Consider the following 14,475-nt stretch of genomic DNA (forward strand, 5'->3'; position numbering starts at 1 on the left):
ATGAGGAGGACGGGAAGGGAGCGCGGCCGGTCAGGACGCGCGCCGGGGCGGGGGCTGGGCATGGGGGGCTCTCCTGCGCCGCGCCGCCAGGCTGCAGCGGCCATGCGGCCGGAGCAGGGAGGATTTAGGGCGGCGCCGGGGCAGCGCCGACCGCGCCGCGCCCCGGCCGCGTCATCCCTCCGGGCCGAACACGCGGGCGAAGATCGCCTCCACCTGCGCGAAGTCGCGCCGCGGGTCGAGCGCCGCGTCCAGCGCCGCCGGATCGAGGCGCGCCGCGACCTCCGGATCGGCCAGCAGGTTGGTGCGGAAGTCGCGCCCGTCCGGCGCGCCGAGCCGGGTCCAGGTCGCCATCGCCGCCCGCTGCACGGCGCGGTAGGCGTCCTCGCGGCTCATCCCCGCCCGGGTGAGCGCGAGCAGCACCTTCTGGCTGTGCACCACCCCGCCGAGCGCCTCGAGGTTGGCCGCCATCCGCTCCGGATAGACCACCAGGCGCTCGATCAGCCCGGCGGCGCGCACCAGCGCGAAGTCGAGGGCGATGGTGGCGTCCGGCGCGATCACCCGCTCGACGCTGGAGTGGCTGATGTCGCGCTCGTGCCAGAGGGCGACGTTCTCGAGCGCCGGCAGCGCGTAGCCGCGCACGAGCCGGGCGAGGCCGGTGAGGTTCTCCGACAGCACCGGGTTGCGCTTGTGCGGCATGGCGGAGGAGCCCTTCTGGCCCGGATGGAAGTACTCCTCCGCCTCGCGCACCTCGCTCCGCTGCAGGTGGCGCACTTCGATCGCGAGGCGCTCGAGGCCGGAGGCGGTGACGGCGAGGGCGCAGAAGAAGGCGGCGTGGCGGTCGCGCGGGATCACCTGCGTGCTCACCGGCTCGACCGCGAGGCCGAGCTTCTCGGCGACGTAGGCCTCGACGCGCGGGTCCACCGAGGCGAAGGTGCCGACCGGGCCGCTGATGGCGCAGGTCGCGACCTCGCGCCGCGCCGTCTGCAGCCGCTCGCGGTTGCGGGCGAACTCGGCGTAGTGGCCGGCGAGCTTGAGGCCGAAGGTGGTGGGTTCGGCGTGGATGCCGTGGCTGCGGCCGATGATCGGCGTCAGCTTGTGCTCGAAGGCGCGGCGCTTGAGCGCGGCGAGCAGCGCGTCGCAATCGGCGATCAGCAGGTCGGCGGCGCGGCTGAGCTGCACCGCGAGGCAGGTGTCGAGCACGTCCGAGCTGGTCAGGCCCTGGTGGATGAACCGCGCCTCCGGCCCGATGCCCTCGCCGAGCCAGGTGAGGAAGGCGATGACGTCGTGGCGCGTCTCGCGCTCGATCGCGTCGATGCGCGCGAGGTCGGCCTCCGTGATGTTGGCCACCCGCGCCGCGCCGCGCTCGCGGATGATGCGGGCCGCCTCGGCCGGGATGGCGCCGATCGCGGCCATGGCCTCGGCGGCGAGGGCCTCGATCTCGAACCAGATCCGGTAGCGTTCCGCGGGCGACCAGATCGCGGCCATCTCGGGGCGCGTGTAGCGGGGGACCATGGCGGGAGGCTCCGGAACGACGGAAGGCGGGCGCGGTTTGGCGCGACGCGGGCGGGCTTGGCAAGGGTGGAGGGGCCGGGGCGCCTCGCCGCCGCGCAAGATTGCAAATAGATTGCTGTAAATTTATATGAGCGCGGTTCAGCCGCCCCGCGCGGCCGCCGCCGTTCGCCCGCATCCGCTCCGGGCGGGCGAGGACGGACGGACGGATCGGCGCAACGCACCATCCCAGGAACACGGTCCCATGCCGGATTGGCTCGTCCCGCTCGCCCAGGTTCTGTTCATCGACATCGTGCTGGCCGGCGACAACGCCATCGTGGTCGGCATGGCCGCCGCGGGCCTGCCGCCGGCGCAGCGACGCCAAGCGATCGTCTGGGGCATCGCGGCGGCGACGCTGATGCGCATCGCCTTCGCCTCGATCACCGTGCAGCTGCTGGCGATCGTCGGCCTCACCCTCGCCGGCGGCGTGCTGCTGCTCTGGGTGTGCTGGAAGATGTTCCGCGAGCTGCGCGAGCCGCACGGGAAGCCGGGTGATGTCGCCGACGCCGAGCCCGCGCACGCGCCGGAGGAGGGCTTCGCCGCGACGCCGCTGCCGGCTGCCGTGCCGCGCAAGACGCTGGGTCAGGCGATCACGCAGATCCTGATCGCCGACGTCTCGATGAGCCTCGACAACGTGCTCGCGGTGGCAGGGGCGGCGAAGCATCACATCTGGGTGCTCGTGGTCGGCCTTGCGATCTCGGTGGTCCTGATGGGCGTGGCCGCGACGCTGATCGCGCGCCTGCTCGAGCGGCACCGCTGGATCGCCTGGCTCGGCCTGCTGGTGATCCTCTACGTCGCGCTCGACATGATCTGGCACGGCACGCACGAGGTCGCCGAGAAGGTGCCAGGCGCCTACGCCTATCTCATGCTCCCGCTCGGCTATCTCGCCCTGCCGGGGGTCTTCCCCCCCTGGCTCTGGGCCATCGCGACGCTCGGCCAGGTCATCGGCTTCACCGCCGTCGCCACCCTGGTGGTGGAGGTGCTGCGCAGCCGCCATGCCCGCCTGGCGGCGCGCGAACAGCCGCCCGTCGCCGCCGAGCGGAAATCTGTCGAAAATATTGCAGAAATGCCATTCAAGCGGACGAAGATCGTAGGGTAGCGGCTTTTCGTCCAGCGTCGGCTCGACTAGCGTCCCGCCTCCGTTCACGGAGCCGGGATCGCGCCGTCCAGGTGGCGTCCGGGCTCCTGCCAAGCCTTCGGGCGCCACCGGAGACCGCTGCGCATGGACTGGCTGACCGCACTCTCGACCAGCTTCGACTTGGTCGTTCTGGGCAAGATCCTCGGCGTCAACATCGTCCTCTCGGGCGACAACGCGGTGCTGATCGCGCTCGCCGCCGCGGGCCTGCCCGCGGCGAAGCGCGGCCAGGCGATCCTGTTCGGCATGATCCTCGCCGTGGTGCTGCGCGTCCTGCTCAGCCTCGCGGCGGTCTATCTGCTGGAGATCCCGGGCCTGCTGCTGCTGGGCGGCGCCATCCTGCTGTGGATCGCCTGGACCTTCTACAACGAGCTGCGCGAGGAGGACAAAGCCGAGGAGGCCGCGCTCGCCGGCGCGCGCGAGGCGCCGCACAAGACCATGGCGACCGCGCTGCAGCAGATCGTCATCGCCGACGTCTCGATGAGCCTCGATAACGTGCTCGCGGTGGCGGGGGCGGCGGTGGGCAACATCCCGATGCTGGTCCTCGGCCTGACCATCTCCATCCTCATGATGGGTGCCGCGGCCACGGTGATCTCCCGGCTTATGGAACGCTACCGCTGGATCGCCTATGTCGGCGTCGCGCTCATCGTCTGGATCGGGGTGGAGATGATCTGGCACGACGCCGAACGGCTCTGGGGCATGTGGCAGGGCGAGGCTGCCGGGCACGCGGGCCTCCTGCTGCCCGGTGCGGCGCCGCCGCCTGCCGGGCACGGCGCGGATCCGGCCTGGCCGCTGCGCGGATGAGGCAGCGGGTCCGGTCGCCGCGGCGCGCGCTGCCGCTGCTGGTCGCGCTGCCGCTCGCCGCGGGCTGCGCCGAACTCGCCGTCGAGGCGCCGCAGCCCGCGCCGTCGTCGGCCGAGATCGCCCGCCGCCTGCCGGCCTCGGCCGGGGAATTCCAGCGCGGCGCCACTGTCGAGCACGAGGCGGAGCGGCCGGGATTCGGCACCGACGTGGACTACGCGACCCGCAGCCGGACGGCGGTTGCGAGCGTGCAGATCTACGACCGGGGCAGCCAGGTGCGCATTCCCGACGATCCGGCCGCGCCGGAGATCGAGGCGGAGCTCGACCGCTCCGTGGCCGAGACGCTGGAGGCGGTGGGCCGCCGTCCGGGCCGGCGTCTCGCCGAGCGGGAGCGCGCGACCGAGGCGCTGCCGGAGGACGCCGGGCCGGGGCTGCGCTGCGCGGTCCTGCGCGGCAGCTACGGACGCATGCCGGTGACGCAGAAGATCTGCGTCGGCGGGGCGGCGGGGAAGTTCCTCAAGGTGCAGATGACGACCGTGGACCGCACCGCGCCGGCGGTGGACACCGGCTCCTTCCTCGCCGCGGTCGTGCGCGCCGCGCGCGGGCGGCCCCGCGCGCCTTGACGCCGACCGCTCCCGGCCGCGGGCGGGAACGGCCCCGCGCGGCCGCGTGAGGCGCGAACGCCGCCCGGTCCCGCGCGTTGGCGTGGCGATCCGGCACACCGCGGGAGGAGACGGTCCATGGCCGCCACGATCCATCGCACCGCTTCGGCTGCCTGGCGGGGCGGCGGCAAGGAGGGGCGGGGCAGCCTGACGACGCCCAGCGGGGCGCTGCGCGACACCCCCTACTCCTTCGCCACCCGCTTCGGCGAGGACCGCGGCACCAACCCCGAGGAACTGATCGCGGCCGCCCACGCCGGCTGCTTCACCATGGCGCTCGCCTTCCGCCTGTCCGGCGCAGGGCACGCGCCGGAGAGCCTCCGCACCGAGGCGCGCGTCACCATGGAGCAGGAGGCGGCGGGCGGCTGGCGCATCGCCGCCGTGGCGCTGCGCCTGTGCGCGCGGGTGCCCGGCATCGCCGAGCCCGAGTTCCGCCGCCTGGCCGAGGAGGCGAAGGCCAACTGTCCGGTCTCGCGCGTCCTGAACGCGGAGATCGGCCTGGAGGCGACGCTCGAATAGGCGTCCGCCGGCCGCACGGGTCGCGCAGGAACGCCTTGCGCCCCCCGCCCGGCGCGGCGCAGGCTGCGGCAGGGCGCGCAGGCCGGGGAGGGCGCGATGACGACGGACTCCACCCTGATCCGCAACGCCGCGTGGGCCGTGGTCTGGGACGCCGCCGCCGGGCGCCACGCCTACGCGCGCGGCGTGGACATCGCCCTGGCGGGCGGACGGATCGCGGCGATCGCGCCGCACGACCCGGCGGCGCCGCCGCCTGCCGGCGCGGCGGTGGTGGACGGGCGCGACACCCTCGTCCTGCCGGGCCTCGTCAACGTCCACACCCACCCGACCACCGAGCCCGCCTATCGCGGCGTGCGCGAGGACCACGGCGTGCCGGAGCAGGCGATGACCGGCCTGTTCGAGCGCATGCAGGCCTTCCGCCTCGACCCCGAGGGCCAGCGCGCCGCGATGCGCCTCGCCTATGCCGAGCTGATGGCCGCCGGCGTGACCAGCGTCGTGGACCTCACCAGCCCGTTCGAGGGCTGGCTCGACGTGATGCGCGAGAGCGGCCTGCGGGTCTGGGTCGGGCCCGGCTACGCCAGCGCGCGCTGGGGCATGAGCGCGCCGCAGACCGTCACCTGGATCTGGGACGAGGCCGCGGGGCGCCGCGCCTTCCAGCGCGCCCAGGCGATCATGGACGAGGCGGAGCGCGATCCCTCCGGCCGCCTCTCGGGCATCGTCTTCCCGGCGCAGATCGACACCGTGGAGGAGGGGCTGCTGCGCGACTCCCTCGCGCTCGCGGAGGCCACCGGCCGCCCCTTCACCACCCACATCGCCCAGGCGGTGGTGGAGGTGCGCGAGATCCTCCGCCGCCACGGCGTCACCCCGATCCAGTACGCGGCGCGGCTCGGCCTGCTGACGCCGCGCACCATCCTCGGGCATGCGATCTTCGTGGACGAGCATCCCTCGGTCGGCTGGCACACGCGGCGCGACCTCGCGCTGATGGCCGGGCACGGCGTCGCCGTCGCCCATTGCCCGAGCCCCTTCGCGCGCTACGGCGAGCACCTGCGGCATTTCGGCCGCTACGCCGCCCGCGGCGTGCGCATGGCGATGGGCACCGACTGCGCGCCGCACAACCTGATCGAGGAGATGCGCCTCGCCCTGCTGCTCGCGCGCAACGCGGCGCGCGACCTCGCCGCTGCCGACACCGCGGCGGTGTTCCACGCGGCGACGGTCGGGGGCGCGGATGCGCTCGGCCGGCCCGACCTCGGGCGGCTCGCGGTCGGCGCGCGGGCGGACGTGGTGCTGGTGGACCTCCGCCATCCGCTGATGACGCCGCCGCGCGATCCACTGCGCGCCCTGGTGTTCCACGCCGCCGACCGGGCGGTGCGGCGGGTCTATGTGGACGGCCGCCTCGTCCATGCGGACGGCCGGCCGGTCCGTCTCGACCTGCGGGAGGCGGCCGGGACCCTGGCCGAGGCCCAGGCGCGCATGCTGCGCGACGCGGCGCGGCGCGACTACCGCGGCCGCGACGGCGACGCGATCGCCCCGCTCGCCCTGCCCTTCGCCTGAGCGGCGGCGCGGGGTTACCCCACCGCCGCCTTCAGCGCCCGCACCAGCTCCAGCGGGTCGTCGTGCAGCGCGGCGACCCCGGCCGCGCGCAGCGCGGCGCGCGCCTCCTCCAGCGAATAGCCGGCGAGCGAGGCGTGGGCGGCGGCGAAGCCGACGAACAGCGGCTTCGGCGGCGGGCTCTCGCGCAGCGCCTTCGCCAGCGCCTCGACCCGGCCCTTGAGCGGCCGCGAGGCGATGGTGGTGTAGAACAGCGTCGCCTTCACCTCCGGCCGCCGCGCGATCTCGAAGGCGAGGGCGAGGCGCTCCGGCATGGTCTCGTCCGGCCCGCCCTGCGCGTTGTCCATGAAGCAGGCCGCCGGCAGGCCGGCATCGCCGAGCAGGTCGAGCATCAGCATCCCGAGCCCCGCCCCGGCGGTCACCATCGCCACCGTCCCTCCCGGCAGCTCGACCAGGTGGAAGCCGCGCTCGCGCGCGCGGCGCTCGAGCGGCGTCAGCGCGGCGGCGGCGAGCGCGGCGGAGAGCGGCGTCTCCTCCGCCGCCGGCGCGTGGCGGAACGCCGCCGCGTCGTCGCGCACCAGCTTGGCGTCGCAGGCGACCAGCCGCCCGTCGGCGAGCTGCGCGAGCGGGTTGATCTCCAGGAGCTCGAGATCCTCCGCCGCCAGCACGCGCGCGAGCCGCACCGCAAGGCGCGCGAGGCGCGCGGCGAGGTCGGGGGGGAAGGCGTCGCCCTTGCGCAGCGCTGCGAACACGCCCGCCGCGGCGCCCGGCGCCTCGGGGTCGAGGTGGTGGCGGAGCGGCGGCGCGCCCGCCTCGACCTCCACCCCGCCCTCGGCCGAGACCAGGAGCTCGATCGCCTGGGCGGTGCCGTCCACGCGCAGCGCGAGGTAGAGCTCCCGCGCGATCGGCATCGCCTCCTCGAGCAGCAGCGGCGCGGCGGGATCGCCCAGCGCGGCGCGGATCGCCTCGGCCGCGCCCGGCTCCTCCGCCCGGCGCACCAGGCCGCGCTTGCCGCGCCCGCCCTCCGGCACCTGCGCCTTGAGGAAGGCGCCGGCGCGCGGGAAACCGGCGGGCGGCGATTCGCCCGGGCGCAGCAGCACGCCGCGCGGGACCGCGATGCCGTGGCGGCGCAGCAGCGCCTTGCCCTCCTGCTCGATCAGCCGCACCTTGCCCTCCGTGATGATGGCCCCGTTCCTCGAAAGCTTCCCTCGCCGCGTCGTGGTGTTCAACCCGGCCGGACGCTACGCCGCCGCCCAAGTCGCCGCGATGCGCGCGGCGGGGACGAACCTCGTCGCCGGCATCCAGCTCGGCCGCGGCGGCGGCGACGCCTCCGGCCTGCCGCTCTACGACGACCTCCTCTCCCTGCCCGAGCCCGCGGATGCCGCCGTGCTCTACACTCCGCCCGAGGGGCTGCTCGATGCGGTGCGCGAATGCGCTGCGGCCGAGATCCCGACCATCGTCGCCGCGGCCGAATACACGCCGCTGCACGACGGGCTGCGCGCCGCGCAGGCGGCGCGCGCCGCCGGGTGCTGGCTGGTCGGGCCCAACACGCTCGGCCTCTGCGTGCCGGGCGAGGGGGTGCTCGGCTCGATCGCGCCGAGCTTCTGCGCCCCCGGGCGGGTCGCGCTGGTCTGCCGCAGCGGCACGCTGACGCTGACCCTGGCGCGGCTGCTGACGCGCGCCGGGATCGGCCAGCGCATCGCGATCAACATCGGCGGCGATGCGGTCATCGGGCGCAACCCGCACGAATACCTCGCCGCGCTGGCCGCGGACGAGCGCACCGCGGCGATCCTCTATGTCGGCGAGCTCGGCGGCGACAAGGAATACGCGCTGGCGGAGGCGATTCCCGAATGCGGCAAGCCGGTGGTCGCCCTGATCGTCGGCCGCCACGCCCCGCCGGAGCGGCGCATGGGCCATGCCGGGGCGCTGGCGGGGGCGGCGCGCGAGACGGCGGAGGCGAAGCTCGCCGCGCTCGCCGCCGCCGGCGCGCATGTCGCGCGCGATCCGGAACAGGTGGTGGCGCGGCTGCGCGCGCTCGGCCTGTAGGGCGGGCGCGGCGGGCGCGGCGACGGCGGGGAAGGGGGCGGTCTGGCCCTGGCGTGCGCGGGCGCCGGCGCGTGGGCGCCTGCGGCGGGAACGGGGCGCGCCGTGGCGCCCGGCGAGGCGGTCAGAAGGTGGTGGTCTGGGAGTCGCTGATCACCTGGTTCTGGTTCCAGAAATTGGCGACCGCCGGGATCACGAAGCTGAAGGCGTAGGAGACGTTCACCGTGACGACCCGCTGCTGCCCCTGCCGGGTGCAGGTGGCCTGTGTCTTCAGGGACGCCGGATCGAGGCCGGGGGGCGGCGTGGCGCTGACGGTGATGGAGCCGTTCGGGCAGGTGTTGACGGCGGGCGGGTTGTCGGCGCCGGCGACGACGATCGCCGCGCGCAGCACCTCCGCGGTGTGGGTGCGGACCGCCTCGGCGACGTACCAGTAGCGGGCGAGGTCCATCGCGAACAGGACCAGGATCAGGAAGATCGGACCGATGATGGCGAATTCCAGCGCCGTCACGCCCTTGCGGCAGCGCAGGGCGCGGCCGGCCCGGCCGCCGCGGTCACATGAGGCGGACTTCGACATTGCCCCGCACCGGTGACAGGAATGGCAGCATGTACTGGGTGAGCGGCCCGACGAAGGTGAAGGGCCGGCTGACGTCGATCTGCACCACCTTCGGCGTGCTGCAGCTGGAGGAATAGGTGGTGGAGTCGGTGCCGTTGTCGCAGCGATAGAGGGTGACCCGCGCGGTGACCGTCAGGTCCTTCCACTCCGCGGGCAGGTTGTTCTTCACCAGGGTCTCGACGGTCGGGATGCGGCCGTTGCTGTCCGCGGCGGGGCTGTAGAACGCCGCCTGGGCGCCGGCGCGCGCCGCGGCCTCCAGCCGGATGGACTGCTGGAAGGCATTGCCGAGGTCGAAGGCGCCCATAAGCACGGTGATGAGCACCGGGAGGAGGAGGGCGAACTCGAGGGCGGAGACGCCGCGGCGGTCGCGCAGGCGGCGGACCAGGCGAGCCCCGGTGCGCCGGACGCGGGCGCGGCGGATGGCGGCTGCCATGGCGTCTTCACTCCACCAGGCGGACGACCCGGATGAGCGGTGTGCGCACGCCGGCCGCCTTGCAGCCGGAGGTGTTCAGCCGGGCGGTGCCGGAGAACTCGATCGTCTTGCCGATCACGACCACGCAGGCCGGCCCGGTGCTGCCGGCGCCGGTGTAGTTGCCGTTGTAGCGGATCTCGCTGTTCGCGAAGACCAGCGCCCCGTTGATGTAGCTTTGGGACGAGCCGTTGATCTGCACCGGGGCCCCGCCGCCGGGGAGGTTGTTGGACGACCGTTCGTCGCGAAACATGCTCACCCCGACGATGGGCTCGGGGCTGATCGCGATCGGCAGCGGCGGATTGGGGGTGCCGCTGGTGTAGGTGTCCATGCGGATCGTCGCGCCGCCGTTGATCCGCACCGCCCCCCCCTGCCCATTGGCGCCGGTGAAGATGAACGTGCATCCGCTGCAGTTCAGGGTGCCGTTCGCGAGATCAAGCCCGGCGTTCCAGAAGACATAGGTGCGGTTCGGCGGCAGCGTCAATGTCACATTATTGCGAAGGCTGAGATTGCGGTTGTTGTTGGCCGCGCACAGAACGCCGCCTTTGGCGACGATGCTTCCGGCGAGGGCAGTCGCTTCCGTCTGACGAAGCGCCTGGTTCGGGACCTGGTAGCAGCCGGCGGGCCCGTTTGTCGGCTTCCCGTTGGTGTAGCTTTCCACGACATCCTGCAGGGCGTCGTACGGGTTCTCGACCGGCCAGGCATTCGTCTGCACCTGGTGACCCGGCACGTTTGGCAGGCTGTTGCAGGAATTGCCAAAGCAACCGCCGACCGCGGAAACCCCCAGCGCCTCCAGCGCACTGGCGAAACCGCTCTGGATCCGGACGCTGCTCGAGCCGCGGGAGTTCGAATGCAATACGCAATTCGACGCCTTCACGTCCGCCGTCCCGATCATGTCCAGGCCGATGCCGGAGACGGCGGTCGCGAGGATGCAGGCCTCGCCGCCATTGTCCAACACGGCCGCGGTGGCCCGGACGCGGATCGTCACCGCGTCGCTGCCCAGGAAGAGGCCGGCGAGGAAGGTCGGCACCTGCCGCTCGATGGTCACCCTGACGGAACCGGGCACTGCTGACGATCCGGCCGGGTAGGGCGGTGACGGCGGCGTCCAGACCCCGACATCCACGGTGACTTTCGTCGTCGCGTTCGTGCCGGAATCGGTGCCGGAGACGAAGCCGTTGTTCTGTGCGGTCAGCTTCGCGACCGCCTCGGCGGCGGATTTGTTGTCCGTGCTCGCCCGGGCGTAGGCCGAGGCGCCGGCGAGGGCCGCCATGTCGGCGGCGCTGCGGGCGTTGCGGTGGTTGAAGTACCAGTTGCCCCCCTCGGTCGCGAGGGCGGCGAAGCCGAACAGCGCGACCGCGGAAGCGGCGAAGACCAGGGCGGTGGCACCGCGCCGGTCGCGCAGCACCGCGCGCAGCGGGCGCCGCCGCGCCGCGGCCGCGCCGCCGGGGCGGGCCGGTGCGGCGCCGGTCCGGCCGGAGACGGGCCGCGGGGCGGCAAGGGCCGCGCCGTCCACCGGGCCGGCGGGGAGCTGTTCCGAGGGCACGCGCGCCGCAGTCATGGATGCACTGCCTCCTGCCCTGCAACCGCAAGGCGGCCCTTCGCCGCGCCAAGGGGAGGCCGGCACAGCCGAAGGTTGCCGCAAGCGTCCGGGCGAGCCGTTCCGGTTTAACCTTACAAAAAGTTAATATAGACTACTACCGCAACATGATACAGAACGTTTCGCCATGGGGAAACGGCAAACGGCCCGGCCCTCATCACCGGACGTTGAGCATGCCCCCCGGCTTCCGCCGCGCAAGCGAGCCGCGCGCCGGAAGCGACCCAACCGCGCTCGCGAACACCACCCAAAACGGGACGGGGCTCATGATCGAACTGATCCGTATCGCTCTCAAGGACCGCAAGGGCGTCACCGCCATGGAGTATGCCGTGATCGCCGCCGGTCTCGTCGTTGTTGTCGCATTCGCTGCGGACTATCTTGGTCAGGGCATCGGCAATATCTTCAATCAGTTCTCCGATTGGTTCCGCGCCAAGCCGGGCACCCTGCCCTAATCCGGCGCGCGTCACGCGGGGGTGGGCGGCGCGCCGATCCCCGCGTGGCCGCTCGCTGCGATTTCGTAATTTCGTTACTTACCCGGTTCATTCGGATGTTCGAGCCATCGCGGACATGCTTACCCTCGCGGCGTTAGCGACCGCGCTGCTGCTCGCCGTCGCCGCCTGGCGCGACGTCGCGACGCGGCTCATCCCGGACGGGATCTGCGCCGCGATCGCCGTGCTCGGCCTCGCCCAGCGCCTGGCCGAGGGGATGCCCGCCCTGCTTGCCACCCTCGCCGCCGCGCTGGCGCTGTTCCTGTTCCTGCTTCTCCTGGCGATGGCCGGCGCGATGGGCGGCGGCGACCTTAAGCTCGCGACCGCCACCGCCCTTGCCCTGCCGCCGATCGGCATTTATCACCTGATCGTCACGACCGCCCTGGCCGGCGGCGTGCTGGCGCTGATCTACCTGGCGCTGGCCCGGATGCTGCGCGCGCCGGCGGCCGGTGGTGTCGCTTCGCCCGCGCGGCGCGGCACGCCGCTGCTGCGCCGCGTCCTCATCGCCGAGACCCGGCGGCTGCGCCGCCGCGGCCCCTTGCCCTACGGCGTGGCGATCGCCGCCGGCGGCATGCTTGTCCTGTTTCGCTCGGTCGGGACCTGACGGATGACGCTGCGGACCCTCGCCATCGCCTGTCTGCTGATCGCCGCGACGGCGCTCGGCTACGTCGCGCTGCAACTGGTGCGCCCGCCGCCGCCGCCGGTCGTGGCGGAGGCGGCGCTGCCGCCGCCCCCGCCGCCCGTGGAGAAGGTCCGGCTGCTGGTCGCCGCGCGCGCGCTGCCGGCGGGCACCCTGCTCAAGGACGAGGACTTCGCGATCCGCGAGGTGCTCCCCGAGGACGCGCCGGAAGGCGCCCTGACCGGCACCAACGAGGCGCGCGCCGAGATCCGCGGCGCGCTGCTGCGCCGCTTCCTCGATCCCGGCGCGACCATCGCACGGGGCGACTTCCTGCGCCCGCGCGACCGCGGCTTCCTCGCCGCCGTGCTGAAGCCCGGGATGCGCGCCATCTCGATCGGGGTGGACGCGACCACCGGCGCGGCCGGGCTGGTCTGGCCCGGCGACCAGGTGGACGTGATCCTGACCCAGGAGCTGGGCGAGGCCCAGATCCACCGCCGCGTCGTCAGCGAGACGATCCTGTCCAACGTGCGGGTGATCGCGGTGGACCAGCAGATCACGCAGGGGCCCGCCGACGGCGCGGCGGTCGGGCGGGTCGCCCGCACCGTCTCGCTCGAAGTCACGCCGGAGCAGGCCGAGAAGCTCGCCGTCGCGCGCTCGCTCGGCCGGCTCGACATCGCCGTCCGCGCCGTGGACGAGGCGCCCGAGGACGCGCTCGCCCGCGCCGCCACCTCGGTCTTCAGCGCGGACGTCTCCCCGGCCCTGGCGCGCTCGAGCACGGCCCCCGGTTCTCGCATGCGTCTGATCCAGGGCACCGAAAGACAGGAGCTGAATTTCCGATGAAGTGCCTCGCCGCGTCGCATCGCGCGGCCATCCTGCTCGTTGGGGGGGGCGTCCTCGCCATGTCCGGGTCGGTGGCCGCCCAGGCTCCGGCCGCGCCACAGCCGGTCGCGCCGCAGGTGGTGCCGACCACGCCCGCGCCGACGGTGGGCACCATGCCGTCGGCGCCGCAGCTCCGGCCGGCGCCGGTGCCGCTGCCGATCGTGGTGGAGGCCGGCTCGGGCCGGCTGGTCCAGCTGCCGGCGCCGGCGGCCTCGGTGATGGCGGCCGATCCGCGCATCGCGCGGGTGCAGCCTGCCTCGCCGACCTCGCTCTTCGTCATGGCGGTCGCCCCCGGGCGCACGACCATCATCGCCACCTCGGAGGACGGCAGCCCGGTCGCCGAATACGACGTGACGGTGCGGCCGGGGCGCGGCGTGCTCGCCCCGCAGCCGCCGCAGCCCGGCCCGCTCGAGCAGATCTTCGGCCGCGACCGGCGTGACGCGGCGCCGCTGAACCCGGCGGCGGTCGAGAGCGCGATCCGGCGCTCCCTGCGCGGCATGAGCGGCGTGCGGGTCCGCGCCGCCGGGCCGAACACGCTCGTGCTGAACGGGACGGTCGCGAACGCGGCGGACTCGCAGCGCGCCGAGGCCATCGCCCGCTCCTTCGCCGGCGACGACCGCGAGGTGATCAACAACCTCGAGCTGCTGTCCTCGATCCAGGTGAACGTGCGGGTGCGCGTGGCCGAGATCTCGCGCGACATCACCCGTGGCCTCGGCTTCAACTGGCAGGCCTTCGGGCAGATCGGGGAGTTCGCCATCGGCCTGCGCACGGGCCAGAGCGCGGGGCGGGCGCTCGACGCGATCCTGCGGCCCGGGGTGGACCCGTCCCTGACCACCGCGCCGAGCGTCATCGGCCTCGGCGCCACGGGCAACCGGTACGACATCAACGCCATCATCGACGCGCTGGCGCAGGACCGCCTGCTCACCATCCTCGCCGAGCCCAACCTGACCGCGCAGTCGGGCGAGACGGCGAGCTTCCTCGCCGGCGGCGAGTTCCCGGTGCCGGTCTCCGGCTCCACCGGTACGGGCGCCGTGAGCATCAGCATCGAGTTCAAGACCTTCGGCGTCAGCCTCGCCTTCGTGCCGACGGTGCTCGGACCGGACCGCCTCAACCTGCGCATCCGGCCGGAGGTGAGCGAGCTGTCCGAGACCGGGGCGGTGAACCTGCCGCTCGCGGGCGGCGTCGTCCGCATCCCGGGTCTCACGGTCCGCCGCGCGGAAACCACGGTGGAGCTCGGCAGCGGCCAGAGCTTCGCGATCGCGGGGCTGCTCACCCGCCGCACCAGCCAGTCCGATCACGGCGTCATCGGGCTGGCGGAGATTCCGGTGCTCGGGGCGCTGTTCCGCTCCGACCGCTTCCTGCGCGGCGAGACGGAGCTGGTGATCATCGTCACGCCCTATCTCGTCCGCCCGGTTTCCGATCCGCGCCAGCTCGCCCTGCCGACCGACGGCTTCCGGGCCGCGGTGGACCTCGACCGGGTGCTGTTCCAGCGCCAGATCGCGCGCGGGGCCGTGATGCCGCCCTTGCGGGGCCGGCCCGATGCCGGCTTCATCCTGGAGTGAC

General features: G+C 73.8%; 14 protein-coding genes and 1 pseudogene. 10 read left to right on the top strand and 5 right to left on the bottom strand.

The annotated features are described in order from the left end of the window. Positions 1–171 precede the first annotated feature (171 nt). Positions 172–1,512 carry an adenylosuccinate lyase gene (gene purB, locus K1J50_RS06160; RefSeq protein WP_220116766.1) on the bottom strand — a complete coding sequence of 447 codons (1,341 nt, stop codon included), beginning with the start codon at positions 1,510–1,512 and terminating at the stop codon, positions 172–174. 241 nt (positions 1,513–1,753) lie between these two features. On the opposite strand from purB, the pseudogene K1J50_RS06165 reads away from it, so the two are divergent. The 5 genes and pseudogenes from K1J50_RS06165 to K1J50_RS06185 form a co-directional block, all read left to right on the top strand. Further along, positions 1,754–2,395 (top strand): annotated as a pseudogene (locus K1J50_RS06165) (TerC family protein); the annotation flags it as partial. Between the two features lie 375 nt (positions 2,396–2,770). Further along, positions 2,771–3,487: a YjbE family putative metal transport protein gene (locus tag K1J50_RS06170; protein ID WP_255574987.1), complete on the top strand. Its 717-nt coding sequence runs from the start codon at positions 2,771–2,773 to the stop codon at positions 3,485–3,487. Next, positions 3,484–4,107, top strand: coding sequence for a hypothetical protein (locus tag K1J50_RS06175; RefSeq protein ID WP_220116768.1), 624 nt, complete (start codon positions 3,484–3,486; stop codon positions 4,105–4,107). The genes K1J50_RS06170 and K1J50_RS06175 overlap by 4 nt, the downstream gene beginning before the upstream one ends. A 117-nt stretch (positions 4,108–4,224) precedes the next feature. Further along, positions 4,225–4,662: an OsmC family protein gene (locus K1J50_RS06180; RefSeq protein WP_220116770.1), complete on the top strand. Its 438-nt coding sequence runs from the start codon at positions 4,225–4,227 to the stop codon at positions 4,660–4,662. A 96-nt stretch (positions 4,663–4,758) separates the two neighbouring features. Beyond that, a complete protein-coding gene (locus tag K1J50_RS06185) occupies positions 4,759–6,210 on the top strand; it encodes an amidohydrolase family protein (protein ID WP_220116772.1) in 1,452 nt (483 codons plus the stop codon). A 14-nt stretch (positions 6,211–6,224) separates the two neighbouring features. On the opposite strand, the gene K1J50_RS06190 is transcribed toward K1J50_RS06185, so the two are convergent. Beyond that, a complete protein-coding gene (locus tag K1J50_RS06190) occupies positions 6,225–7,373 on the bottom strand; it encodes an ATP-grasp domain-containing protein (RefSeq protein ID WP_220116773.1) in 1,149 nt (382 codons plus the stop codon). A 10-nt stretch (positions 7,374–7,383) separates the two neighbouring features. Between K1J50_RS06190 and K1J50_RS06195 the strand changes: the two genes are divergently transcribed. After that, positions 7,384–8,253: a CoA-binding protein gene (locus K1J50_RS06195; protein ID WP_369413530.1), complete on the top strand. Its 870-nt coding sequence runs from the start codon at positions 7,384–7,386 to the stop codon at positions 8,251–8,253. 121 nt (positions 8,254–8,374) lie between these two features. On the opposite strand, the gene K1J50_RS06200 is transcribed toward K1J50_RS06195, so the two are convergent. Genes K1J50_RS06200 through K1J50_RS06210 form a run of 3 tightly spaced genes read right to left on the bottom strand, consistent with a single transcriptional unit; the run spans position 8,375 to position 10,890 of the window. Further along, positions 8,375–8,824 (bottom strand): TadE/TadG family type IV pilus assembly protein, encoded by a 450-nt coding sequence (locus K1J50_RS06200; RefSeq protein ID WP_220116775.1) that lies wholly within the window; start codon positions 8,822–8,824, stop codon positions 8,375–8,377. Continuing rightward, on the bottom strand, positions 8,802–9,296 hold the full coding sequence (locus K1J50_RS06205) for a TadE family protein (protein ID WP_220116776.1): 495 nt from the start codon (positions 9,294–9,296) through the stop codon (positions 8,802–8,804). Before K1J50_RS06205 ends, K1J50_RS06200 begins: the two co-directional genes overlap by 23 nt. Before the next feature lie 7 nt (positions 9,297–9,303). Further along, positions 9,304–10,890, bottom strand: coding sequence for a TadG family pilus assembly protein (locus K1J50_RS06210; RefSeq protein WP_220116777.1), 1,587 nt, complete (start codon positions 10,888–10,890; stop codon positions 9,304–9,306). Positions 10,891–11,192: 302 nt separating this feature from the next. Here K1J50_RS06210 and K1J50_RS06215 point away from each other — a divergent pair, with 302 nt between their 5' ends. The 4 genes from K1J50_RS06215 (at position 11,193) to K1J50_RS06230 (ending at position 14,474) form a co-directional block, all read left to right on the top strand. Continuing rightward, on the top strand, positions 11,193–11,378 hold the full coding sequence (locus K1J50_RS06215) for a Flp family type IVb pilin (protein WP_220116778.1): 186 nt from the start codon (positions 11,193–11,195) through the stop codon (positions 11,376–11,378). Between the two features lie 115 nt (positions 11,379–11,493). Beyond that, on the top strand, positions 11,494–12,018 hold the full coding sequence (locus K1J50_RS06220; RefSeq protein WP_220116780.1) for a prepilin peptidase: 525 nt from the start codon (positions 11,494–11,496) through the stop codon (positions 12,016–12,018). 3 nt (positions 12,019–12,021) lie between these two features. Further along, complete coding sequence (gene cpaB / locus K1J50_RS06225; protein WP_220116781.1) at positions 12,022–12,873, top strand: Flp pilus assembly protein CpaB; 852 nt, start codon at positions 12,022–12,024, stop codon at positions 12,871–12,873. Between the two features lie 59 nt (positions 12,874–12,932). After that, entirely contained in the window at positions 12,933–14,474 is a 1,542-nt protein-coding gene (locus tag K1J50_RS06230) for a type II and III secretion system protein family protein (RefSeq protein ID WP_220116783.1), read from the top strand. The last annotated feature ends 1 nt before the right edge of the window (position 14,475 follow it).

It is taken from the genome of Caldovatus aquaticus (genome assembly GCF_019458025.1).
GTDB lineage: Bacteria > Pseudomonadota > Alphaproteobacteria > Acetobacterales > Acetobacteraceae > Caldovatus > Caldovatus aquaticus.

What these genes read in the sequence shown, in the direction of transcription:
- K1J50_RS06210 (WP_220116777.1), bottom strand. Translation starts at nt 10,890, where the DNA reads ATGACTGCGGCGCGCGTGCCCTCGGAACAGCTCCCCGCCGGCCCGGTG.
- K1J50_RS06175 (WP_220116768.1), top strand. Translation starts at nt 3,484, where the DNA reads ATGAGGCAGCGGGTCCGGTCGCCGCGGCGCGCGCTGCCGCTGCTGGTC.
- K1J50_RS06180 (WP_220116770.1), top strand. Translation starts at nt 4,225, where the DNA reads ATGGCCGCCACGATCCATCGCACCGCTTCGGCTGCCTGGCGGGGCGGC.
- K1J50_RS06205 (WP_220116776.1), bottom strand. Translation starts at nt 9,296, where the DNA reads ATGGCAGCCGCCATCCGCCGCGCCCGCGTCCGGCGCACCGGGGCTCGC.
- purB (WP_220116766.1), bottom strand. Translation starts at nt 1,512, where the DNA reads ATGGTCCCCCGCTACACGCGCCCCGAGATGGCCGCGATCTGGTCGCCC.
- K1J50_RS06170 (WP_255574987.1), top strand. Translation starts at nt 2,771, where the DNA reads ATGGACTGGCTGACCGCACTCTCGACCAGCTTCGACTTGGTCGTTCTG.
- K1J50_RS06200 (WP_220116775.1), bottom strand. Translation starts at nt 8,824, where the DNA reads ATGTCGAAGTCCGCCTCATGTGACCGCGGCGGCCGGGCCGGCCGCGCC.
- K1J50_RS06230 (WP_220116783.1), top strand. Translation starts at nt 12,933, where the DNA reads ATGTCCGGGTCGGTGGCCGCCCAGGCTCCGGCCGCGCCACAGCCGGTC.
- K1J50_RS06220 (WP_220116780.1), top strand. Translation starts at nt 11,494, where the DNA reads ATGCTTACCCTCGCGGCGTTAGCGACCGCGCTGCTGCTCGCCGTCGCC.
- cpaB (WP_220116781.1), top strand. Translation starts at nt 12,022, where the DNA reads ATGACGCTGCGGACCCTCGCCATCGCCTGTCTGCTGATCGCCGCGACG.
- K1J50_RS06215 (WP_220116778.1), top strand. Translation starts at nt 11,193, where the DNA reads ATGATCGAACTGATCCGTATCGCTCTCAAGGACCGCAAGGGCGTCACC.
- K1J50_RS06185 (WP_220116772.1), top strand. Translation starts at nt 4,759, where the DNA reads ATGACGACGGACTCCACCCTGATCCGCAACGCCGCGTGGGCCGTGGTC.